The following is an 18,819-nucleotide window of genomic DNA, read 5'->3' on the forward strand; positions in this document are numbered from 1 at the left end:
CGATGACCAAGTTCCCTTACCTGAAGCAGGACTTCACCGCCTCTCTCGTCGTCTTCCTGGTCGCGCTCCCGCTGTGCGTGGGCGTGGCCGTCGCCTCCGGTGTGCCAGCCGAACTCGGCCTGGTCACCGGCATCGTGGGCGGTCTCGTCACCGGCATGCTGCGGGGCAGCAGCCTCCAGGTGTCGGGGCCGGCCGCCGGTCTGACCGTGCTCGTCTTCGAGGCGGTGCAGGAGTTCGGGCTGCCGGTGCTCGGCGTGATCGTGCTCGTCAGCGGCGTGTTCCAGATCGCCATGGGTGCGCTGAGGCTGGGCCGCTACTTCCGGGCCATCTCGGTCTCGGTGGTCGAGGGCATGCTGGCCGGAATCGGTCTGGTCCTGATCGCCGGCCAGCTGTATCCGGCGCTCGCCGCCAAGGCCCCCGAGTCGGGGCCCGGGAAGATAGCCGGACTGCCCGGGGCGTTCGCGGACGCCCTCGGGGACGGGGCAGCGCTGGCCTCGCTCGCCCTCGGCGCGGGCACCGTCGCGGCCCTGGTGCTGTGGAAGTACCTCCCGGCGAAGGTGCGGACGGTCCCGGGCCCCCTGGCCGCCGTCGGCCTCGCCACCCTGGCCGCGTTCCTGCTGAGCCTCCCGGTCGCCGCCGTCGAGGTGCACGGCCTGCTGGACTCCGTCCAGCCGCCGCCGCTGAGCGCCTTCGGCGAACTGGCGGGCTTCGGCGTGATCGGCACGATCGTCGCGTTCACGCTGATCGCGTCCGCGGAGTCGCTGTTCAGCGCGGCGGCCGTGGACCGCCTGCACAAGGGTCCGCGCACCAAGTACAACCAGGAGCTGATCGCCCAGGGCGCGGGCAACGCGCTCTGCGGAGTGCTCGGCGCGCTGCCGATGACCGCCGTGATCGTGCGCAGCGCGGCCAATGTGCAGGCGGGCGCCCGGACGAAGGCGTCCCGGGTGCTGCACGGCGTCTGGCTGCTGCTGTTCGCCGCGCTGCTGCCAGGAGTCCTCGGCTACATACCGATCCCGGCGCTCGCCGGAATCCTGGTCTACTCGGGCGCCAAGCTCATCCCCGTCCGGGCGCTGGCCGCGCTCTGGCGCGAGCACCGGGGCGAGGCGCTGATCCTGGTCGTCACCGCGGTGTCGATCGTCGCGGTCAGCATGTTCGAGGGCGTGCTCATCGGACTGGCCCTGTCCATCGTCAAGACCGCGTGGGAGGCCTCGCACATCAGGCTGGAGGTGATCGACAAGGGCGCGGGCCCGATCGACGCCCATCTGACGGGCAACGCGACCTTCCTGCGGCTGCCCAAGATCCTCGACAGTCTGGAGGCGCTGCCCCAGGACCGCCCGATCCGGGTGGACCTGTCCGGGCTGCACCATCTCGACCACGCCTGCCGGACCGCGCTGGAGGGCTGGGCCGAGCGGCACAGCGACGCCGACACCGAACCGGTGAAGGTCACGGCCACCACGGCCGCGACCACCCGAGTCACGGCCGTCTGAACCGGCGGCCGCTCCGGGCCGGGATGCCGACGCCCCTCGGCATCCCGGCCCGGACCTGCTCCCCCGGCAGCCCATGGCCCCGAACCACCCGCCGGGCATATCGTTGCAGCATCAGACATACCGGACCTCTCTGGCTGGGGGTCATGATGGTTCAGGAGCTGCTGGTCGCGGTGGTGGCGGCGCTGTGCGTCGGTGCGCTGTACCTGGCCGCGGGGGCGCGGGTCATCAAGCAGTACGAACAGGGTGTGCTGTTCCGGCTCGGCCGGGTCACCGGAGCCGTACGACAGCCCGGCTTCAACATGGTGATCCCGTTCGCGGACCGGCTGCACAAGGTCAACATGCAGATCGTCACGCTGCCGGTCCCCGCCCAGGAGGGCATCACCCGCGACAACGTCACCGTGCGCGTGGACGCGGTCGTCTACTTCCGGGTGGTCGACGCGGTGAGCGCGCTGATCAAGGTCGAGGACTACAAGTTCGCCGTCTCGCAGATGGCCCAGACCTCGCTGCGGTCGATCATCGGCAAGAGCGACCTGGACGACCTGCTCTCCAACCGCGAGCAGCTCAACCAGGGCCTGGAGCTGATGATCGACAGTCCGGCCGTGGGCTGGGGTGTGCAGGTGGACCGGGTCGAGATCAAGGACGTGTCGCTGCCGGACACGATGAAGCGCTCGATGGCCCGCCAGGCCGAGGCCGACCGGGAGCGCCGGGCCCGGATCATCAACGCCGACGCCGAGTTCCAGGCCTCGAAGAAGCTGGCCGAGGCGGCCCAGCAGATGGAGAAGACCCCCGCAGCCCTGCAACTGCGGCTGCTCCAGACGATCGTGGCGGTGGCGGCCGAGAAGAACTCCACTCTGGTCCTGCCCTTCCCGGTGGAGCTGCTGCGCTTCCTGGAGCGGGCCCAGCAGCCCGCGCCGGACGACAGCGCCCCGCACGTTCCCCCCGATCTCGCCGGGCTCGCCGAACTCTCGGAACCCTCCGAACCCGGACACCCGGACCCCAGCGAAAGGCGTGCCCGTGCCGAGGAAGCACCCGAAGCGTACGGACGACAGCGACCCCGCTCTGCGTGACCTGCTCCGGCTCCCGGTGGGCGAGCGCCCCGGCCTGGACGCCCACCCGGCCGACGACCGTCCCGCCGGGCCCGACGGCAAGGCCGCCGCGCGCACCGCGACGGCCGAGCTGAGCGAGCGCCTGACCGACCTTCAGGAACGGCTGTGGGCGGCGGGCACGGCCGGTGACCGGCGCCGGGTCCTGCTGGTGCTCCAGGGCATGGACACCAGCGGCAAGGGCGGCACGGTCAGGCACGTCATCGGCCACCTCGACCCGGCCGGCTGCCGGGTCCGCGCCTTCAAGGCCCCCACCGAGGATGAACGCCGCCACGACTTCCTGTGGCGGGTGCGCCGGGTGCTCCCCCAGCAGGGCGAGATCGGCATCTTCGACCGCTCGCACTACGAGGACGTCCTGGTCGCCCGCGTCCACGGCCTCGCCCCGCCCACGGAGATCGAGTCCCGCTACAGCCGGATCAACGCCTTCGAGCAGGAGCTGACCGACGCCGGCACGACCGTCGTCAAGTGCTTCCTGCACCTCTCCTACGGCGAGCAGAAGCGCCGTCTCCTGGCCCGCCTCGACAACCCCGACAAGCACTGGAAGTTCAGCCCCGAGGACATCGAGGACCGGGCGCTGTGGCCCGCCTTCCAGGAGGCGTACGAGATCGCCATGGAGCGGTGCTCGACCCCGGCGGCGCCCTGGTACCGGGTCCCGGCCGACCACAAGTGGTACCGCAACTGGGCGATCGGCCGCCTCCTCCTGGAGCACCTGGAGCAGCTCGACCCGCGGTACCCGAAGGCGGACTTCGACGTGGCGGAGTGCCGGGAGCGGCTGCTGAGGGCACCGTGACCGGACAGCCGCCGCCCGGGTGACCCCGGCGGCCCCGGCGCCGCGCCACCGGGAACCACCGGACAATCCGACCTACGTTCATAGGGTGATCCGATCAGTACGCCGTCTCACCGGTATGACCGCCGCCTGCGTCGCCCTGGGCGCCGCGCTCGCCGCCTGCGGCACCGCCCAGGCCCCCCACGCCGGCCACCCGGCCCCCGCCCGGCCCGCCCCCGCCGCCGCCAAGCCGCCCACCCTCCCCGCGGGCCCGGGCGGCCTGGCCCCCGTCTTCTCCAACGGTCCGCGCACCCTGGGCAAGACCGTCGCCCTGACCTTCGACGCCGACATGACCGCCGACCAGGGGGCCCGCGCGGCCGCCGGCGAGCACTTCGACAACCCCGCGCTGATCACGACCCTGCGCCGGCTGAAGGTGCCGGCCACGGTTTTCATGACCGGCCGCTGGGCCGACGAGTACCCGGACCAGGCCCGCTCCCTCGGCCGCGACCCGCAGTTCGAGGTCGCCAACCACTCCTACAGCCACTACGCGTTCACCGGCGACTGCTACGGCCTGCCGACCGTCTCCGCCGTGAACATGAAGTCGGACGTGGAGCGCGCCTACGCCGCGCTGCTCAGGGCGGGAGTGCCGCATCCGATGCCGTACTTCCGTTTCCCCGGCGGCTGCTACGACCGGCAGGCGCTGCGCGCGGTCGGCGCGCTCGGGGTCACCGCGGTGCAGTGGGACGTGGTGAGCGGCGACGCGTTCGCGACCGACGCCGACGCCGTGACCAAGCAGGTTCTGGACGGGGTGAAGCCCGGCTCCGTGGTCGTCATGCACTGCACGCGCAGCGCCGCCCCGACCACCGAGCGGGTGGTCCGCAGCGTCGTACCGGAGCTGCGCAAGCGGGGCTTCCGGTTCGTGAAGGTGTCCGAGCTGATCGGCGAGACACCCGGTCATCGCTGACCGTCCTACGCTGGAGACATGAGCGACGAGGGCTACTGCACGATCTCCGAGGCCGCGAAGCCGCCGACGGCGGACGGACCGCCGTACGCCGAGTGCGTGCTGTGCCGGGAGCCGACCGAGTACCCGGAGTCGTACCAGGGGATCACGATGTGCCCCCGGTGCGAGTGGCTGGAGGCGCAGCGGAGCGCCTGCTCAGGTTGAGCGGCGGCCGTTGAGGACGCAGGCCACGGTGAAGGCCGCGGCGGTGAGCAGGGCCGCCGCGGCCAGGGGCAGGGGCGACACCGGGACCCGGCCGGACTCCGAGCCCGAGACCAGACCGCTGACCGCCGCGTGCGCCGGGGAGCCCGCGACCACCACCGCGAGCAGCGCGGCCAGCAGCATCGTGGGCACCGCCCGGCCCGGCGAGCGCAGCAGCGGCCGGTTGGTGAGCGCACCGACGGCACTGCCGAGCAGCGCGCAGGCGAGGGCCGCGAGCAGACCTGCGGCCCCGGCCCGCAGGGGCGGTACGGCGAGCTGCTGGTCGTTGGTGGCGTGCCGGCTGATCACGGTCACGATCAGGGTCGCCGCCGTGCCGAGCAGCGCGGCGGCGGCGAGGGCGGTGAGCAGGGCGGCCAGATGGGCCCTGGCCGGGCCCCGCGCCGCCGTGACACAGGCGCGGGCGGCCGGCGGTTCGCCGGTGACACAGATCCGTACCAGCCAGGCGGCCACCGGCAGCAGCGCGGCGGCCGTGTAGCCGAGCGAGTCCAGCACCGGCTGACCGCTCTGCACGCCCACGCCCAGGAACACGGCGTACAGGATCACCGGGGGCAGCCAGCGCTGGGAGCGCAGGAGGAGTGCGGTCTGGTAGCGCAGGAGTGCGGTCATGGGCGGTCTTTCTCGTCCGGTGGGACGTCCGAGGGACTGACGGCGACCACGTGCCACGGCGGGTGGGCCGTGAGAAGGGCACGCAGCACCACGTCCGAGTGGGACGCGGGAACCGTAAGACGGTAGGTGCCGGGGGCCGGTTCCTCGGCGAAGGCCGCCGTGCGGGTCGCGTCGGCGGGGAGACGTCCGCCGGCGGGGCCCCGGACGGTGACGACGGTGTGCGGGCCGACGGGTGGAGTCATCTGCGCGGCAGCGGGCTTGAGGGTGCCGTCGACGACCTGGTAGGTCGCGTCGGGTGCACCCGCGAGGCGCCGTGGATCGTGATCGACGAACACGACGGCACCCCCGGCCGCGGTCCGCTCGGCGACGGCCCGCTCCAGCTCCGCGCGGGCCTCGGCGTCCAGGCCGGTCCATGCCTCGTCGAGGACGAGCAGCCGGGGGTCGGCGAGCAGGGCCTGGGCGACCGCGACCTTCTGGCTGGTGCCCTTGGAGAGCTGGGCCATGGGCGTGGCCGCGTAGGCCGCGGCGCCGAACCGCTCCAGCCAGTCCGCTGCGCGGGCGGCGGCCGACTTCCGGGAGAGGCCGTGGACGGTGCCGAGGTGGGTGAGGTAGCCGGAAGGGGTGAAGGGGAGGGCCGAGGGGAAGCGCTCGGGCACGTACGCGGTGCGGGGGCGGCCGGTGATACGGCCCTCGGTGGGGGTGTCTATGCCGGCGATGAGGCGGAGCAGGGTGGACTTGCCGGTGCCGTTCGCTCCTTCCACCCGGGTGAGGGTGCCGGGGGTGAGGGTGAGGTCGACGCCTCGTAAGACCCAGGGGCCGCGTATGCCGTAGCGGCGGCCTACGCGGGCCAGTTCAAGATCGCGGTGCATGGGGTCATTGTCGTGCCGGGAGGGGGCGGGCGGTGCGCATCGCTGCGGGGTGCCGGTCGTATGTGGCTGGTCGCGCCCGCGCGGCGGAGCCGCGAATTGACACAGCCCCGCGCCCCTTAAGGTTGGTGCGGTGAGCGCTCCTTTCCAGGTCTCGGCGAACAGTCGGGACGAAGCACCCCAGTTCGTACTGCCTCTTGTCGTGCGGATCGAGAAGGCGGCTCCACCCGCCCGTACCGATGCTCTCGAGACCGCCGCGCGGGCCGTGCTGACCATGCTCAGTGATCCGCGCTCGCTTGGGGACGGGGAATGGGCTCAGGCGATGCGGGACTGGGAGGACGCGCGGATCCGCAAGGTCGTGCGGCGGGCCCGGGGGGCCGAGTGGCGGCGGGCCGGGGAGCTGCCCGGGATCACCCTCACGGGGAAGTCCGCCGAGGTACGGGTGTTTCCGCCGGTTCCCCTGGACGGGTGGCCCAAGGAGCTGGCGAAGTTGCAGGTGTCCGGGACCGAGCTGGACGACCCTGAGCCGCCCGCCGGCCCCGACCGGACGGGGGCCGTACTGTGGCTGAACCCGGAGCTGGACATGTCGGCCGGGAAGGCGATGGCACAGGCCGGGCACGGGGCCCAACTGGCCTGGTGGGCGCTGCCGGAGGAGGAGCGGGAGGCCTGGCGGGAGGCCGGGTTCCCGCTCGCCGTGCGGACCGCCGATCCGGCCGAGTGGCGTGAACTGACGGATAGCGGGCTGCCGTTGGTGCGGGACGCCGGGTTCACCGAGATCGCGCCGGGCAGTTGCACGGTGGTCGCGGATCATCCTCGGTCGCGCCTACGACGACCGTGAACAGCTGCTTTATGTAGGTGTCTCCGACAGTCCACCGGCGCGCAGCCAGCGCTCCGTGGGCCGGGTACCTCATGTCTGGAACATCGACGGCGAGCCCGTTCGCCGGTCCCTGCGGATGGATGAAGGCGTACCCGGACGGAAACCCCGACGCACAGCCGCACCGGCCGGTCCCTCTCCTCCTGACATTGCCCCGCCAAGTCTTGAGGCTTCCGGACCTCTACCCTGGCGGGGCGGGGGGGACGGCACCAACTTGAGACCGGAACGACCGACTTAGCACCCCTGCGACATATTTACCCGGTGCCCACCGAACGCACCCCGTGTGAGCCCCCGCCCGGCGGTACGCGGCGGGCACAGCCCGTCCCGCCGAACTCTGTCCGGGCCCTTTGGGCATCAACCAGGAGCGGTTAGCGGAGTTCACGGTCATTGGCCGGCGCACCATCCAGCGCATCGAGCCGGCGAAGGCGACCCCGTTTACAGCGAACTGGTCCGCATTGCCACCGCCCTCCGCGAAGACGTGGCTGTACTCATCAGCGGCTCAGCGCAAGGCCCCGCCCGGCCACCACAGGAGTAGCGGACGGACGGGGCCGTCGCAAGCTGGTCACACCGGCCACGCCTTCTCCGGTGAGTCCAGCCACGCCATGTGCTCGCCGTCCCAGGTGACCGTTAGTCCGAGCCGGTCGTAGTCCGGCTCGCCGAGGTCCTGCCACCAGCTCAGGGCGCTCTCGACTTCGTCCCACAGCCGGCGCGGTCCGGACTGCCAGACGTCTGTCGCTCCGCTCTCGCGGAACATGACGCACGCCCAGGAGCGGTCGTCCAGCCCGTAGAACCAGACCGGCCGGTCGCCCCCGCGTCTCGCGGCCGTCACCTGGTAGCAGCTGTTCACGTGCAGGCCGATGGCGAACGTCCGGGGATCGAACCGGTCCGCGCCGAGCAGGTCGGCCTCGGTGACCTTCGTCATCGACCGGTCGGCGCCGGCGATGCCGTCGGCCGGAACGTACGCCGAGTGCCCGTCGAAGCGGCGCCTCTGTGCACGCAGCTTCATGAACTCCGCGGGCCGCATGAACCGGCCCTCGACACCGACCTCGCAGCGGGAGAGCCGGACGATGGCGTCCCCGTTGCTGTAGTCGGTGCCCCACGGGGTCACGATCATCCCGTCGAGCCGCAACTGCTCCAGCCACGCGGTCGGGATGCGCCGCAGACCGGCCGTGGCGATGATCCGGTCGTATGGTGCTCCGGCCGGATCCCCGATCGCGCCGTCCCGGGTGAGGACGGTGCCCAGCAGGTTGTGTGCTGCGAGACGGTCCCTGGCCGCGTTCGCCACCTTGGCGTCGATCTCAATGCTGGTGACCTGCTCCGTACCCAGTCGGTGCGCGAGGAGACCGCAGTTCCATCCGGTACCCGTACCGATCTCCAGCACCCTGTGCCCGGGCTGGACGTCCAGATCGGCCAGCATGCGGAAGACCACCGACGGCATCGACGCAGACGAGGTGGACTCACCACCGGGACCCGCTCCGGCTCCGTCGTCCCACTGTGTGACGATCGGGACGTCCTCGTGGGCGTACCGGTGCCACGTCTCCGGTTCCTGGCGCCGGTCGACTTCGACGGCCCGCCGGGTGTCCATGTCGAACGGCCAGATGACGTCCGGGAGGAAGTCGGCTCTCGGCACGGCAGCGAACGAGCACTGCCAGTCGGGAGACATGGCCCCAGTACTCAGGAGCGAGCGGGCGAGAGCGGCCCGCTCCGCCGACATGACGGTCGGTGCCATCAGCCGATGAACCGGGGGCCACCGTCAGGGGACGGCGGGTCGGACGGTCCCGGCCACGGTTCGCCGGGCAGGCCGTCGCCGTCGCCGTCTCCTCCGCCACCGTTCGCGAGGTGCTTCATCTCCATGTCGACTCCTTCTGCGGTCTGTCTCATCGTGGCCCTTCCCGGCGGTCCCGGGAAGGAGGTGCCCGCTCCGCCGGACTCTTCCGGAGACCCGACGGAGCGAGCGGTCCCGCCTCACCGCGCACGACGGATGCACGATGCGGCGAGTCTTGGGTGCGGCCCTGACCCGGAGCGGCCGCCATGGGGGTGCATCAGGTCGGCGTCCGAGCCAGCACCAGGGCGCGGAGCGGCAAGGCCATGTGGCCCTACGAGGTAGCTCGGGCGGCGCGGTGGCAGGAACAGGAGCACCGGCGGATGAGCAGGATCCCCACGGAGTGAGGCAGCGGGATGTCCTTGGTCTGCCGGCACTGCTTATGTAGGTGCCTGCTGTCCGGCCGCTGCGCCACTGCGCATTCCGCGGACAGGTTCTGGGTGTCGGCCGCGGCGGTCACCACAGGGCACCTCGCGATCGGGCGTTCTCGGTAGCCACGACGCCGCGCAGAGCGTCGGCGGCAGAGACCGGCCTCAGGTACTCCGGGCTGGCGTCCCACTCCCGGCCGCCCCCGATGGGGCGCAGCTGCACGTAGCCGCCGACGGCGCCCATCACCTTGCCGATCCGGTACCGGGCGGTGTCTTCCACCGTGTCGCCCAACGTCGGCTCGTACTCGGCGGCCGGCCGAACGGGCCCTTCGGATACGGGCGGGCGCGCTGTACGGTGCGTCATGTCGACTCCTTCGCAGTCGGCCACGCCCCGGGGCCCTGCCAGGCCGCCGGGGTCTTTGCGTGGTGCCTATCCACCCTTGCGAGTTGACCGGTGCGTTCCTACTGCGTCCCGGGGTCGTTAGGCACGGAGTTGCCTTACGCTTTGAAGCGTTCCAAACGTCCTCGGGGGTACTCGTGAACGAAGCGCTGCGTCACGCCATGGCCGAAGCGCGTCTGACTGACCGCGAGTTGGCCGAACAGTGCGGCGTCGATATCAAGACGATCGGCAGATGGATCACGCAGCCCGGGCGCGTGCCTCACGCACGGCACCGCTGGGCCATCTGCGAGGCGCTTGGAGAGGACGAAGCGGTGTTGTGGCCGGCGGCGGCAAAAAAGGCGATCAAGGTAGGCCCTGACCGGGAGGTGGTCTCCGTGTACCCGTACCGCTCGGGCTGTCCGGCCTCTCTGTGGCGGTCGCTGATCACGAAGGCCGAACGGGAGTTGACCTTCGCCGGGTACACCAACTACTTCCTCTGGCTCGAACAGGCCCGCTTCGGTACCGCGCTACGCCGGAAGGCGACAGGCGGCTGCCGCGTCCGCTTCCTCGTCGGAGATCCAGACAGCGAGCTGACGCGGTCGCGCGAGGAGGACGAGGGGGTTGCGCTCACGCTGTCGACGCGCATTCGAGTGACGCTCGCCGAGTTGGAGAAGATCCACAGCCAACCGGGCATCGACGCGCGGTACAGCAGCGGTCACGCACACCTGTCGGTGTTCCGCTTCGACGACGACATGATCGTCACCCCGCTCCTGCCACACAGCGTCGGACACGACGCACCGACACTGCACCTGCACCGCCACCAGGACGACGGCATGTTCGACCGCTTCGCATCGCACGTCGAGGAACTCTGGAGGCGGGGAACACCGGTATGGGAAAGGGAGATTGATGGGCAGGCGTGACTACGAGGACGACCCGGACGCGCCGCAGGCCAACAGCCTCGTGCCAGCGGCGTCCGTCGTCGTGACCGATAGTGCGGGGCGCATCCTGCTTCAGCGTCGGACCGACAACGGCATGTGGGCACTCCCCGGCGGAGCCATGAACATCGGTGAGTCGCTGCCCGGTTGCGCCGTCAGGGAGACCCGCGAAGAGACCGGCCTGGACGTGGAGATTATCGGAATCGTCGGCACCTACTCCAACCCGGGCCACGTCTTCGCCTACGACGACGGCGAGGTGCGGCAGGAGTTCTCGATCTGCTTCCTCGCGCGACCGGTGGCCGGTCAGCTCACGGTGTCCGACGAATCCACCGACGTGCGCTGGTTCGAGCCTGCGGAAGTTGACGTGCTCCCCATGGTCTCTAGCATCCGGAAGCGCGTGGATGACTGGCGAAGCGGCCGCATGCCCTCTCTCGGGTAACAGTCGCCGTACGCCCATCTCCGGCCCCTTCGGCTCGCCGTCGGTCACGGGGGCCCCCGAGGCGGCGAGATCGGCCGGGAGGCGCCAGCGCGGCCACGGTGCACGCGCCGTCCGACCGGGCCGGTCAGCTCGGCATTGGCGGCCACAGACGGGCGCGCGCGGCGAGGTCCACGGCTTCGCCCCACTCAGCCGCGGGCACGGCCCGCTCGGTCACGTACCAGGCGCCCGGGTCACCGTTGTACGGCCGGTCGCCGCCGAGCGTCCAGTGCGTCTCCACGGGCATGTTCCGGGCCAGCCACGGCCGCCACGCGAACACGTCCGCCTCGGGGATGTCGACGCGCAGCCGTATGCGCCGATCCTGGAGCCCGCCCGGGAGGGCGCCCGGGTCCGGGCTGGTCGTGAAGTGCGTGGTCCGGCACTCCTCGGGTCCGACCGAGTAGCCGGTCAGTGCTCCTTCGGCCAGGTGTCCAGCTCCTGGCCGGTCTCCTCGTCGGCGAGCGTGATCCGGGCGTCCGGGGCACTCCCGCGCTCGCCGATCCAGACTGTGAATTTGCGGCGGGCCGTCTCTTCGGCCGTCCACCAGCCGTTGCATCGTGGACCGGCCCCTGATGGCGAGGGTCAGGTGAAATCTCGGAGCATCGCAGATTTACCGTCGCCCGGGACATTGATGGCACTCGTGTACAAATCGAAGCCAGCGTTGTTGATGTCAGCGTTCTGCGCATCTCAGGCCTGACATTCGGCCCAGCGCCCCTCTACGCCTGGCGGCATCAGCGGGCATCTGTACCTCGACGGGCACGCTCCACATCGAACCTGGCCGCCCGAATTGCCGGCCCCACCCGACCGCATCTGCGTGACGAGTGGGCAACCCTGCTTCACGGCAGCCCAGAGGACGGCTTGAGGCTGTCCCCCACGCGCCAGCGAATGATGGCACTCGGCTTCCTCGTCGCCGCGCTGCGAATGCGCCTGCATGACCTGACCCGTCCCGTATGGCATCCAATCGACTGGCTGCTGAGAACAGCGAACCGCACGAACGGGTTCATCACGGCTGTGGTCGGCGCGCAGGCCATCTACATCGTGGACGACGGCGGTCTGGCTGCCCTCGTCGCGGAAGTCTGGGAGCCGTGCGGCGGCGCCACAGTTGCTCTGTACGGTTTGTCGCGCTGGCTGCGGCGGGTTCGAGGAATCGAGCTGGCGGGTCCGGAGCGTGAAGGCGCCAGCGAGTGAACTGACCGCGCTCGCCTCACCAGACATGCGGATAGGCCCCGTTGCCCAGGCGACGGGGCCCTTTCGGTCTCCACCTGTTACGGATTGACGTGGGCCCAGGTCACTCGCCGAAGAACCTGGCCAACTGCATTCTGCGACACGCCGTACTCTCGGGCCAGCTCCCGCTGCGTAACTCCGCCCGCGGCATACCGCTTACGGAGCTCGCGTACGACGTCTTCCGAGAACCGGGCGCTCGCCACAGCCGTCCCAACTCGCGGAAGCAGCGCTCGGCCTGCAGGGCCGAGCCATGAGAAATGTTCGGGTTCCCTTTCCCGTACGCGGCAAGGTACTGATCCGCGGTCGACCGTACCCCCTCGTACACCCCGAGGTCCTGGTTGCACTTCACGCACAGGAGTCCTTCTCCGAACTACCGGTTCGGCACGAGGGTGCGCGTTGAGTCAGGAGCGTCCCGGCTCCCGGTTGCGTTCGTGGTAGGCGCGGAAGTCGAAGAAGCGCAGACCGTCGATCACTGCTCCGGAGTGGATTTCCTGCACGGTCCAGGGGTGGGCGGAGTAGTCATCGATCGCCACGCCTCCATGTTCGAGTAGCAGCGCGATCAGCTGGTGAACTTCTGCGGTGCCGTCGATCCGACCGGAGATGTCGATCTGCACTGCCCAGGTGGGGTGGAATCCGACGGCCCCGTCGAGGACCGCCACGTCGTCGGGCTCCCAGTCAGAGAAGAGGCAGCCGTTCTGCTCTTCGTCGATGTCGATGTAGAGGTTGCCGTCCAGGGTCCAGGGATGGCGCTGCTGGTTCAGGTGTCGATCAAGTGCGGCGATGGTCTCAGCTCGCTCACCTGCGGGGAACACGAACACTGTGCGCATGGCTTGGAGCCTAGGCGGTCCGTCTTCGAGGCGGCTACGCGCATTCAAGGCTGGTCCGGGGCCGGTGGGGAGGTGCGTCCGGCGATGTTGGCGAAAGGAGGCAGGCCCAGGTGCGTGACCGTGGGCTTGAGAGCGGCGTCGAGCTGAGACAGTTTGTCTTCGGCGCCGGCGAGGCTGATCTCGAGGCCTTCGACTTCGCCGAGCCAACCCTCTCGCTGGGCCTCGGCGATCCTGTCGATCAGGTTGTCGCGGATCTCGATCAGTCGGTCTCGCTGGGAGGGTTCGGGGCGGAGGAGCGAGCATCGGACGCAAGCGTGCTCGTGGATGCACGAGGTTCCGAAGGCCCGAGCGCAGGTTCCCAGAGAGAGCTTGCGCTTCTCGAAGTGGGCGAGGAAGGCGTCCCACTCCTCGTTCGTCGGGGTCCGGTATTCCTCGCTGGGACGAAGCGATCGACGACGGGCGATGAACGCGCGGTGGGCTTCGATGGCGTCCGTCGGGTAGATGGCGTTGTAGCCCATCGTGGTGTTGATGTCGGAGTGACCTGCGAGGACCTGCGCGATGTGGGGCGGCAGGCCGCTGCGGATTGCGTCGGTGATGAAGATCCTTCGGAAGTCGTGCGGAGCGAAGTCGAGGGGCTGGCCCGCGGAGTCGGTGAGCCCTGTTCGTTCCAGGACCTCGTTGAGACCGTTGCGGATCAGTTGGCGGGACACCGGTGTGCGCTGGCCTCCGTATGTCCACTGGAACAGCAGTGGCATCGGCGGGTTCCAGATCTTCTCCGCGACGTCGTAGTTGGGCAGCATCGGGATCGCGCCTGTTCGAGGGTCACGGACGCGGGCAATGATCGTGCTGAGGACGTCGGCCAGTTCTGGGCTGACGAGGAGAAGCCGTTCCTCGTCGGTTTTCGAGGGAGCGACCTGGAGCAGAGGTACCACTTCACCGGTGGTGGGCAGTTTGTACTGGATCAAGGCGTGATGGCTGGCCTCCAGCATCTCCTCGATCCGGACGCCAGTGTGCTGCAGGAATTCGATCGTGGCCCAGGCCCAGAACGCCCGTTCCTCGAGCAGTCCCAGATGGACGCGTCGGCCGGACTCGTCGTAGGCCCGGAACGGAGTCGATGAGTCCTTCTTCTGGCGCGTGTAGGTTCTGCCCCTGAACGTGAACTGGCCGCCGAGTGGGGCGGCCTGCAGGGCGTCCATTACCTCCCGGGCTTCCGTCCAGTTTGCCCTGGCGGCGCGGACGACGGTGGACAGCGCGGGTAGTCGTTCACGGGTGCGCTGGTCCATCTTCGCCTTGCGGCGCTTCTGGTGCTTGGAGGTACTGGCATCGGCGGCGCTGACCGGGCAGGGAGCAACCCACGGTCCCCAGCGTTCTGGTTCTTCGACGGCCCAGTGGGCCAGGTCGAGGTATAGGGCTCGAACTCCGATCATGAGGCTGCCGTAGTTGGCGCGCTCTGTCACTGCCTCGTGGACTGTGCCATCGGGCAGCCGACGGCGCGTGACTTTCGTCCGGCTGGCCTGCTTCCATGCGCTCACGACTTCGGGCAGCAGTCGGAGTGTGTTGATGCCGGGCTGGATGCGCTCGATCTGCAGCCAGAAGTTCCTTACGAGCGTCCGGGACGCGTCCTCCAAGGACGTGTAGTCCATGGTGGGCTGGCGTTCCTTGAGGTACTCGACCAGCAGGTCCCGGATGGGCTTGGACTGCGGTCGGTAGCGGTCGACGAGCTGCTCGACCGAGACCTGGCCGGACGTTCGGTGCAGGAGCCTCAGTGACACAGGCGCGTCGGGCGGCAGGTGACCCAGGTCCCTCAGCCAGGAGTAGAACAGGCTCTGACCGCCCGACGTGGCCCGCTGAGCTCGATGCGCCTCCATGTACTCAATGGCGTCTCCGACATTGATGTCGGCCAGACCCCCGCCCTTGGCGATGACCAGCTTGACCAGCACGTTCTTGGCGAGGATGCCGAGGTGAGAGGACCACGCTTCTGGGCCCACCAACTCCTGAAGGCGGGCAAATCCCTCAGGGTCACGGTACTGGCAGATGATGGCACGCAGATTGGTCGAGGTCCGGGTGAGCTGCCAGTGGAGCGATGGCCGGAGCACATCGGCGCAGACCAGGGCGAACAGGCCCGTGTTCAGGATGCCGTTCGCATTCGCCGCGTCGTAGCCGACCCAGCTGGCGTTGAGCTTGTTCCACTGTGCCCCGGTCGAGGTTGCGGCGGGAGTCGCGTTCCATCGTTGTTGCCAGGTGGCGCCCGGCTGGTCCAGGAGCCATCGGAGAATCAGCGTTGCGCCCCGGCGCCGGTAGAAGTGAGTGGACTCGCTCGCGGCCCGTAACGGAGGCCGGTTCAGCCGGGCCACGACCTCCTCGTAGGACTGGCTGGTGGCAGGCCAGGCGTCCTCGTAGGGCCGCGGCGGGAAACGCTTCTTGGCGGCCCGGAGGGCCTCGCCGGCGAGTGGCTGTGCATCTCGGATGGCGGCCGGCGCGCGCAATGTCTCTGTGCTCGTCACCATGAGTTCCCGAAGAGAGTCTTCAGCGAGTCGGGGCTGTAGCCGGGGGCCGGTGGCGCGGGCGGTCGGTCACGCTGCTCTGCCCGGCGTGCATGATGGGCGCGGACGCGTTCGATCACTTCGTCTTGGCTGGCCGGAAGGTAGAGCTGTGTGGTCGTCAGATGCGCATGACCGAGGACCCATTGGACGTCGGTCAGGGGCATGTTGGGGTCGCGGGCGAGCCGGTAGGACGCGGTGTGGCGTAGGTCGTGGAGCGTCCAGTTTGCCCCGAGGAGATCGTTGGCCCGGTTGAACATCGCGCGCGCCGCGTCGTAGTTCAGCGGTCGCCAGGGCCGCCTCAGGGTCCACCACAACGGCAGGTTCTTGCCCCGCGGGATGCCGTCTCGCCGTGTTTCCTCTTGGTAGAGGCGCAGCCAGACGAAGGCGTCGGTTGAGCAAGGAAGCTGCTGGTAGGCGCGGGTTCCCTTTCGGATCACGCCGACCAACTGCTGTCCGGGGAGGGCATCGCGCTGCCGACTGGTGAGCAGTTCTTCTGCGCGGGCCCCGTTGGAAACCCAGAAGGCCAGTAGAGCGCGATCTCGGTTGTGCCGGAGGGCGGCGAACAGCGCGTTGAACATCTCGTCCGGGATGCGCCGGGGCGCACGTTTCGAGATGGTCGGCCGGTAGCGGCCTGTCCGCTCTTGGGCAAAGGGCCGGTCAGGCGTGTGGTGGGCGTTCGCGCGGCCGCTGCGACGCGAGCGGTCGAGCGGAAACGGGTTGATGATCGGCCCGGTGCCCTCGTCCCGGTGGAAGTCGTAGAACGTGCGGAGCACGGTTTCGCAGTGCGCGCGCGTCCTCGCGGCGTACTGCGGGCCAGGTGAGACCTTGCCCGTGATGGCGTTCGGCGTACCGGGGATCTTCTTTCGGGTCGTCCGCGGCTTCGGCGCCGTCTCCTCGGAGTGGCCCGCCTTCCGGTGTCGCCAGTGCAGGCGCTGGGGCTTGTTCGCGATCTGCATCCACCGAATGAAATCCCGTGCATCCATACGCGTTGCCCGGTTCACTCGATGTCGAGAGCCCACAGGAACCGCCACCAGCGCAGCAGGTCCATGCCATATGAGCGGACCGTGGAGGCAGGTTTGTCCTCTGCCCGCAGTTCGGCGAAGAAGACGCGGACGGGGTCGACAACAACGCCATCCTGGTCGAGCAACTGGTACGGCGCCCACTGATTGCCGGTCTCGTGCAGCCTGCCTAACTCGGGCAGGGCAAAGGCCGTCAAGTCCCGCTCGGGGACATCACCTTGAAGCATCCCGAGAAGCTAGCGGAAAGGCCATCTGACCTGCAAGAACTCACGAGTTAGTTCGGTTAACGGGCCTCGAACACGCCCGCTCACGTGGCAGTGGTCAACAGCCGGTCGGCACCCTGTCTGGCAGGTCAGACCGCACATGGCGCATCCGCCCTTCTGGGCCGTAAGCATGGCTTCGTATTCGGCTTCGGTCAGGCCGTAGCCGGAAAGCAGAGAGCGCCGCCGGTACTCGCTGTCCAGTGAGCACGGTGACGTCGATGTTCAGGGCCTTGGCACAGGCGGCGACGAAGTCCGCGGTGGCCGGGCGTAAACCGCATTCCACAGAGTTCAGCAGAGCATACGAGAAGGGCAGCCGATCAGCGAGTTGTCTCTGGGTGAGCCTGGCGAGTCTGCGCTGTTCCTTGATGCGCGCGCCCGTGTGGTTGTCGTCCAGTGTTGACATACTGGTCTCCGTTCTAAGCACCCACTTAGGACTGTATTCGCCCCCGACTCCCTTCGGAGCGGGGGCGGTTACATGTGGTCGGATAGGGCCATGACGAAACACGACCGTGTGATCTACCTGTTCGGCTCTGCTGCCCCGCCCGTCTTCGACATCGCGAAGGTGATCGAGGACGCCCAGGCCCGCAGCTTCGACGTGTGTCTCGGCCTCACCCCCACCGCTGCGCGCTGGCTCGCGCCGCAGCTCGCCGAGCTGGAACGACTGACCGGTCACCCCGTGCGCAGCGAGTACAAAATGCCCGGCGAAGGAGACGTATGGCCGGAGGCGGACGTGATCGCCGTAGCGCCGGTCACCTTCAACACCTTGAACTCGTGGGCGCTTGGCCTCACGCACGACTTCGTCGTCGGGGTGGTTGCCGAGGGCATCGGCAAGAGCATCCCCACGGTCGCCATGCCGTGCGTCAACGCCGCCTACGTACGCCACAACCAGTTCGAACGGAGCGTCGCCGAGCTGCGCGCCATGGGCGTTCGCGTCTTGTACGGCAAGGACGGCTTCGTGCCTAATCAGCCGGGTCAGGGCAAGCCGGAGGAGTACCCCTGGGACCTGGTGCTCGACGCGGCCGACGAGCTCGCCGGCGCCTGACGTCTCGGTGGACTCCACCATCGCCCGCGCCCACCAGCATGCGGCGGATGCCCGCCAAGGCAGCGATCTGCCGGGCTGACCTGGACTCTTTTACCTTTCCTTGGAAACTTTGCCGTTTGTTTGAACACCGCCGCCGTCACACCCGTACGTCCGGTCACTGAACCAGCGACACGGGGAGGGACCCCTTGCGGCGTTTCAACGGTACGGCCATGATCCTGGCGGCCCTCGCCACCACGCTCGGCGCGCTCGCCTATCCCGTGTGGTCGTACGGCGACCGCTCCGGCACCGGGCAGGCGAACCTGGCGGCGGGGACCGTGGCCACCCAGTGGGGTCCGCTGACCGCCTCGGACCGCGATCTGATCGTGCGGGTCCGGCTGGCCGGGCTGTGGGAGCTGCCGGCCGGGCAGCAGGCCATCGACCGGGCGCCGAGTGCGGCGATCAAGGAGGCCGGCGACCATCTGATCGTCGGCCACACCGACCTGGACCGGCGGGTCCGGATCGTCGCGGGGCAGCTGGGCGTCGAGCTGCCCCACGTACCGAACGAGCAGCAGCAGGGCTGGCTCCAGGAGATGTCGGCGGCCACCGGAGGGGAGTACGAGTACAAGTTCGTGAACCTGCTGCGCGCCGCGCACGGCAAGATCTTCCCGGCGATCGGGACGGTACGGAACACCACCCGCAACACCCTGGTGCGGCAGCTGGCCTCGGACGCCAACCAGACCGTGCTGGACCACATCACCATCCTGGAGAAGACCGGGAAGGTCGACTTCGAGGCGATCGCCAACGAGATCGCCAACTCCACCACCGCGAGCCCGACCGGCCCGGCGGTGCCGGCGCCGGGGGTGGTGGTGCCCTCCGCTCCGGCCGCGCAGGCCAGCGGTGACGTGCGGGTCACGTCCCGGCCCTCGCCCGGCGCGCCGGGCACGGTGAACACCGCACGCCCGGACCCGGTGGACTCGCTGGGCGTGCTCGGCGGATAGCCGGTTCAGCTCCCCGGAGCG

The 18,819-nt window shown here is 69.5% G+C and carries 23 protein-coding genes; 11 read left to right on the forward strand and 12 right to left on the reverse strand.

Annotated elements, in window-relative coordinates:
• Positions 1 to 2: 2 nt before the first annotated feature.
• From ACGFZQ_RS22845 to ACGFZQ_RS22865, 5 genes are all read left to right on the forward strand, one after another.
• Positions 3 to 1,487 carry a SulP family inorganic anion transporter gene (locus ACGFZQ_RS22845; protein WP_393841835.1) on the forward strand — a complete coding sequence of 495 codons (1,485 nt, stop codon included), beginning with the start codon at positions 3 to 5 and terminating at the stop codon, positions 1,485 to 1,487.
• 146 nt (positions 1,488 to 1,633) lie between these two features.
• Positions 1,634 to 2,554, forward strand: coding sequence for a slipin family protein (locus ACGFZQ_RS22850; RefSeq protein WP_393842093.1), 921 nt, complete (start codon positions 1,634 to 1,636; stop codon positions 2,552 to 2,554).
• The gene (locus ACGFZQ_RS22855; RefSeq protein WP_393841836.1) at positions 2,502 to 3,380 is read left to right on the forward strand and encodes a polyphosphate kinase 2 family protein; all 879 of its coding nucleotides are present in this window, start codon (positions 2,502 to 2,504) and stop codon (positions 3,378 to 3,380) included. The genes ACGFZQ_RS22850 and ACGFZQ_RS22855 overlap by 53 nt, the downstream gene beginning before the upstream one ends.
• Before the next feature lie 85 nt (positions 3,381 to 3,465).
• Positions 3,466 to 4,320 carry a polysaccharide deacetylase family protein gene (locus tag ACGFZQ_RS22860; protein ID WP_393841837.1) on the forward strand — a complete coding sequence of 285 codons (855 nt, stop codon included), beginning with the start codon at positions 3,466 to 3,468 and terminating at the stop codon, positions 4,318 to 4,320.
• Between the two features lie 18 nt (positions 4,321 to 4,338).
• A complete protein-coding gene (locus tag ACGFZQ_RS22865; protein ID WP_393841838.1) occupies positions 4,339 to 4,521 on the forward strand; it encodes a hypothetical protein in 183 nt (60 codons plus the stop codon).
• On the opposite strand, the gene ACGFZQ_RS22870 is transcribed toward ACGFZQ_RS22865, so the two are convergent.
• Positions 4,513 to 5,184, reverse strand: coding sequence for an ABC transporter (locus tag ACGFZQ_RS22870; RefSeq protein WP_393841839.1), 672 nt, complete (start codon positions 5,182 to 5,184; stop codon positions 4,513 to 4,515). The two genes, ACGFZQ_RS22865 and ACGFZQ_RS22870, sit on opposite strands and share 9 nt — an antisense overlap.
• Positions 5,181 to 6,053, reverse strand: coding sequence for an ATP-binding cassette domain-containing protein (locus tag ACGFZQ_RS22875; protein ID WP_393841840.1), 873 nt, complete (start codon positions 6,051 to 6,053; stop codon positions 5,181 to 5,183). Before ACGFZQ_RS22875 ends, ACGFZQ_RS22870 begins: the two co-directional genes overlap by 4 nt.
• Before the next feature lie 130 nt (positions 6,054 to 6,183).
• Between ACGFZQ_RS22875 and ACGFZQ_RS22880 the strand changes: the two genes are divergently transcribed.
• Positions 6,184 to 6,888, forward strand: a complete 705-nt coding sequence (locus tag ACGFZQ_RS22880; RefSeq protein WP_393841841.1) for a peptidyl-tRNA hydrolase — start codon at positions 6,184 to 6,186, stop codon at positions 6,886 to 6,888.
• Between the two features lie 598 nt (positions 6,889 to 7,486).
• Here the strand turns inward: ACGFZQ_RS22880 and ACGFZQ_RS22885 are convergent.
• From ACGFZQ_RS22885 to ACGFZQ_RS22895, 3 genes are all read right to left on the reverse strand, one after another.
• Positions 7,487 to 8,653: a methyltransferase domain-containing protein gene (locus ACGFZQ_RS22885; RefSeq protein WP_393841842.1), complete on the reverse strand. Its 1,167-nt coding sequence runs from the start codon at positions 8,651 to 8,653 to the stop codon at positions 7,487 to 7,489.
• On the reverse strand, positions 8,653 to 8,778 hold the full coding sequence (locus ACGFZQ_RS22890) for a hypothetical protein (protein WP_393841843.1): 126 nt from the start codon (positions 8,776 to 8,778) through the stop codon (positions 8,653 to 8,655). Before ACGFZQ_RS22890 ends, ACGFZQ_RS22885 begins: the two co-directional genes overlap by 1 nt.
• A 424-nt stretch (positions 8,779 to 9,202) precedes the next feature.
• Complete coding sequence (locus tag ACGFZQ_RS22895; RefSeq protein ID WP_393841844.1) at positions 9,203 to 9,478, reverse strand: hypothetical protein; 276 nt, start codon at positions 9,476 to 9,478, stop codon at positions 9,203 to 9,205.
• 173 nt (positions 9,479 to 9,651) lie between these two features.
• Here ACGFZQ_RS22895 and ACGFZQ_RS22900 point away from each other — a divergent pair, with 173 nt between their 5' ends.
• Together ACGFZQ_RS22900 and ACGFZQ_RS22905 are read left to right on the forward strand one after the other, a co-directional pair.
• On the forward strand, positions 9,652 to 10,413 hold the full coding sequence (locus ACGFZQ_RS22900; RefSeq protein WP_393841845.1) for an XRE family transcriptional regulator: 762 nt from the start codon (positions 9,652 to 9,654) through the stop codon (positions 10,411 to 10,413).
• Positions 10,400 to 10,867: an NUDIX domain-containing protein gene (locus tag ACGFZQ_RS22905; RefSeq protein ID WP_393841846.1), complete on the forward strand. Its 468-nt coding sequence runs from the start codon at positions 10,400 to 10,402 to the stop codon at positions 10,865 to 10,867. Before ACGFZQ_RS22900 ends, ACGFZQ_RS22905 begins: the two co-directional genes overlap by 14 nt.
• 124 nt (positions 10,868 to 10,991) lie before the next feature.
• Here ACGFZQ_RS22905 and ACGFZQ_RS22910 read toward each other — a convergent pair whose 3' ends face one another.
• The gene (locus ACGFZQ_RS22910; RefSeq protein ID WP_393841847.1) at positions 10,992 to 11,447 is read right to left on the reverse strand and encodes a hypothetical protein; all 456 of its coding nucleotides are present in this window, start codon (positions 11,445 to 11,447) and stop codon (positions 10,992 to 10,994) included.
• 341 nt (positions 11,448 to 11,788) lie between these two features.
• Here ACGFZQ_RS22910 and ACGFZQ_RS22915 point away from each other — a divergent pair, with 341 nt between their 5' ends.
• Positions 11,789 to 12,091 carry a hypothetical protein gene (locus tag ACGFZQ_RS22915; protein ID WP_393841848.1) on the forward strand — a complete coding sequence of 101 codons (303 nt, stop codon included), beginning with the start codon at positions 11,789 to 11,791 and terminating at the stop codon, positions 12,089 to 12,091.
• 437 nt (positions 12,092 to 12,528) lie between these two features.
• Here ACGFZQ_RS22915 and ACGFZQ_RS22920 read toward each other — a convergent pair whose 3' ends face one another.
• Genes ACGFZQ_RS22920 through ACGFZQ_RS22945 form a run of 6 tightly spaced genes read right to left on the reverse strand, consistent with a single transcriptional unit; the run spans position 12,529 to position 17,182 of the window.
• The gene (locus tag ACGFZQ_RS22920; RefSeq protein WP_393841849.1) at positions 12,529 to 12,954 is read right to left on the reverse strand and encodes a hypothetical protein; all 426 of its coding nucleotides are present in this window, start codon (positions 12,952 to 12,954) and stop codon (positions 12,529 to 12,531) included.
• 44 nt (positions 12,955 to 12,998) lie between these two features.
• Positions 12,999 to 15,461: a tyrosine-type recombinase/integrase gene (locus ACGFZQ_RS22925; protein WP_393841850.1), complete on the reverse strand. Its 2,463-nt coding sequence runs from the start codon at positions 15,459 to 15,461 to the stop codon at positions 12,999 to 13,001.
• Positions 15,455 to 16,453: a tyrosine-type recombinase/integrase gene (locus tag ACGFZQ_RS22930; protein ID WP_393841851.1), complete on the reverse strand. Its 999-nt coding sequence runs from the start codon at positions 16,451 to 16,453 to the stop codon at positions 15,455 to 15,457. The genes ACGFZQ_RS22925 and ACGFZQ_RS22930 overlap by 7 nt, the downstream gene beginning before the upstream one ends.
• 41 nt (positions 16,454 to 16,494) lie before the next feature.
• Positions 16,495 to 16,743, reverse strand: coding sequence for an integrase (locus ACGFZQ_RS22935; RefSeq protein WP_393841852.1), 249 nt, complete (start codon positions 16,741 to 16,743; stop codon positions 16,495 to 16,497).
• 9 nt (positions 16,744 to 16,752) lie between these two features.
• Positions 16,753 to 16,911, reverse strand: a complete 159-nt coding sequence (locus ACGFZQ_RS22940) for an endonuclease domain-containing protein (RefSeq protein ID WP_393841853.1) — start codon at positions 16,909 to 16,911, stop codon at positions 16,753 to 16,755.
• Positions 16,838 to 17,182: a helix-turn-helix domain-containing protein gene (locus ACGFZQ_RS22945; RefSeq protein ID WP_393841854.1), complete on the reverse strand. Its 345-nt coding sequence runs from the start codon at positions 17,180 to 17,182 to the stop codon at positions 16,838 to 16,840. Before ACGFZQ_RS22945 ends, ACGFZQ_RS22940 begins: the two co-directional genes overlap by 74 nt.
• A 90-nt stretch (positions 17,183 to 17,272) precedes the next feature.
• Between ACGFZQ_RS22945 and ACGFZQ_RS22950 the strand changes: the two genes are divergently transcribed.
• Both ACGFZQ_RS22950 and ACGFZQ_RS22955 read left to right on the forward strand, forming a co-directional pair.
• Positions 17,273 to 17,821 carry a flavoprotein gene (locus ACGFZQ_RS22950; RefSeq protein ID WP_393841855.1) on the forward strand — a complete coding sequence of 183 codons (549 nt, stop codon included), beginning with the start codon at positions 17,273 to 17,275 and terminating at the stop codon, positions 17,819 to 17,821.
• A 185-nt stretch (positions 17,822 to 18,006) separates the two neighbouring features.
• Positions 18,007 to 18,798, forward strand: coding sequence for a DUF4142 domain-containing protein (locus tag ACGFZQ_RS22955; protein WP_393841856.1), 792 nt, complete (start codon positions 18,007 to 18,009; stop codon positions 18,796 to 18,798).
• Positions 18,799 to 18,819: the final 21 nt, after the last annotated feature.

This window comes from Streptomyces sp. NPDC048254 (assembly GCF_043201895.1).
GTDB lineage: Bacteria > Actinomycetota > Actinomycetes > Streptomycetales > Streptomycetaceae > Streptomyces.

What these genes read in the sequence shown, in the direction of transcription:
- ACGFZQ_RS22845 (WP_393841835.1), top strand. Translation starts at nt 3, where the DNA reads ATGACCAAGTTCCCTTACCTGAAGCAGGACTTCACCGCCTCTCTCGTC.
- ACGFZQ_RS22850 (WP_393842093.1), top strand. Translation starts at nt 1,634, where the DNA reads ATGGTTCAGGAGCTGCTGGTCGCGGTGGTGGCGGCGCTGTGCGTCGGT.
- ACGFZQ_RS22865 (WP_393841838.1), top strand. Translation starts at nt 4,339, where the DNA reads ATGAGCGACGAGGGCTACTGCACGATCTCCGAGGCCGCGAAGCCGCCG.
- ACGFZQ_RS22870 (WP_393841839.1), bottom strand. Translation starts at nt 5,184, where the DNA reads ATGACCGCACTCCTGCGCTACCAGACCGCACTCCTCCTGCGCTCCCAG.
- ACGFZQ_RS22875 (WP_393841840.1), bottom strand. Translation starts at nt 6,053, where the DNA reads ATGCACCGCGATCTTGAACTGGCCCGCGTAGGCCGCCGCTACGGCATA.
- ACGFZQ_RS22885 (WP_393841842.1), bottom strand. Translation starts at nt 8,653, where the DNA reads ATGGCACCGACCGTCATGTCGGCGGAGCGGGCCGCTCTCGCCCGCTCG.
- ACGFZQ_RS22890 (WP_393841843.1), bottom strand. Translation starts at nt 8,778, where the DNA reads ATGGAGATGAAGCACCTCGCGAACGGTGGCGGAGGAGACGGCGACGGC.
- ACGFZQ_RS22895 (WP_393841844.1), bottom strand. Translation starts at nt 9,478, where the DNA reads ATGACGCACCGTACAGCGCGCCCGCCCGTATCCGAAGGGCCCGTTCGG.
- ACGFZQ_RS22905 (WP_393841846.1), top strand. Translation starts at nt 10,400, where the DNA reads ATGGGCAGGCGTGACTACGAGGACGACCCGGACGCGCCGCAGGCCAAC.
- ACGFZQ_RS22915 (WP_393841848.1), top strand. Translation starts at nt 11,789, where the DNA reads ATGATGGCACTCGGCTTCCTCGTCGCCGCGCTGCGAATGCGCCTGCAT.
- ACGFZQ_RS22920 (WP_393841849.1), bottom strand. Translation starts at nt 12,954, where the DNA reads ATGCGCACAGTGTTCGTGTTCCCCGCAGGTGAGCGAGCTGAGACCATC.
- ACGFZQ_RS22925 (WP_393841850.1), bottom strand. Translation starts at nt 15,461, where the DNA reads ATGGTGACGAGCACAGAGACATTGCGCGCGCCGGCCGCCATCCGAGAT.
- ACGFZQ_RS22930 (WP_393841851.1), bottom strand. Translation starts at nt 16,453, where the DNA reads ATGCAGATCGCGAACAAGCCCCAGCGCCTGCACTGGCGACACCGGAAG.
- ACGFZQ_RS22935 (WP_393841852.1), bottom strand. Translation starts at nt 16,743, where the DNA reads ATGCTTCAAGGTGATGTCCCCGAGCGGGACTTGACGGCCTTTGCCCTG.
- ACGFZQ_RS22940 (WP_393841853.1), bottom strand. Translation starts at nt 16,911, where the DNA reads ATGCTTACGGCCCAGAAGGGCGGATGCGCCATGTGCGGTCTGACCTGC.
- ACGFZQ_RS22945 (WP_393841854.1), bottom strand. Translation starts at nt 17,182, where the DNA reads ATGTCAACACTGGACGACAACCACACGGGCGCGCGCATCAAGGAACAG.
- ACGFZQ_RS22950 (WP_393841855.1), top strand. Translation starts at nt 17,273, where the DNA reads ATGACGAAACACGACCGTGTGATCTACCTGTTCGGCTCTGCTGCCCCG.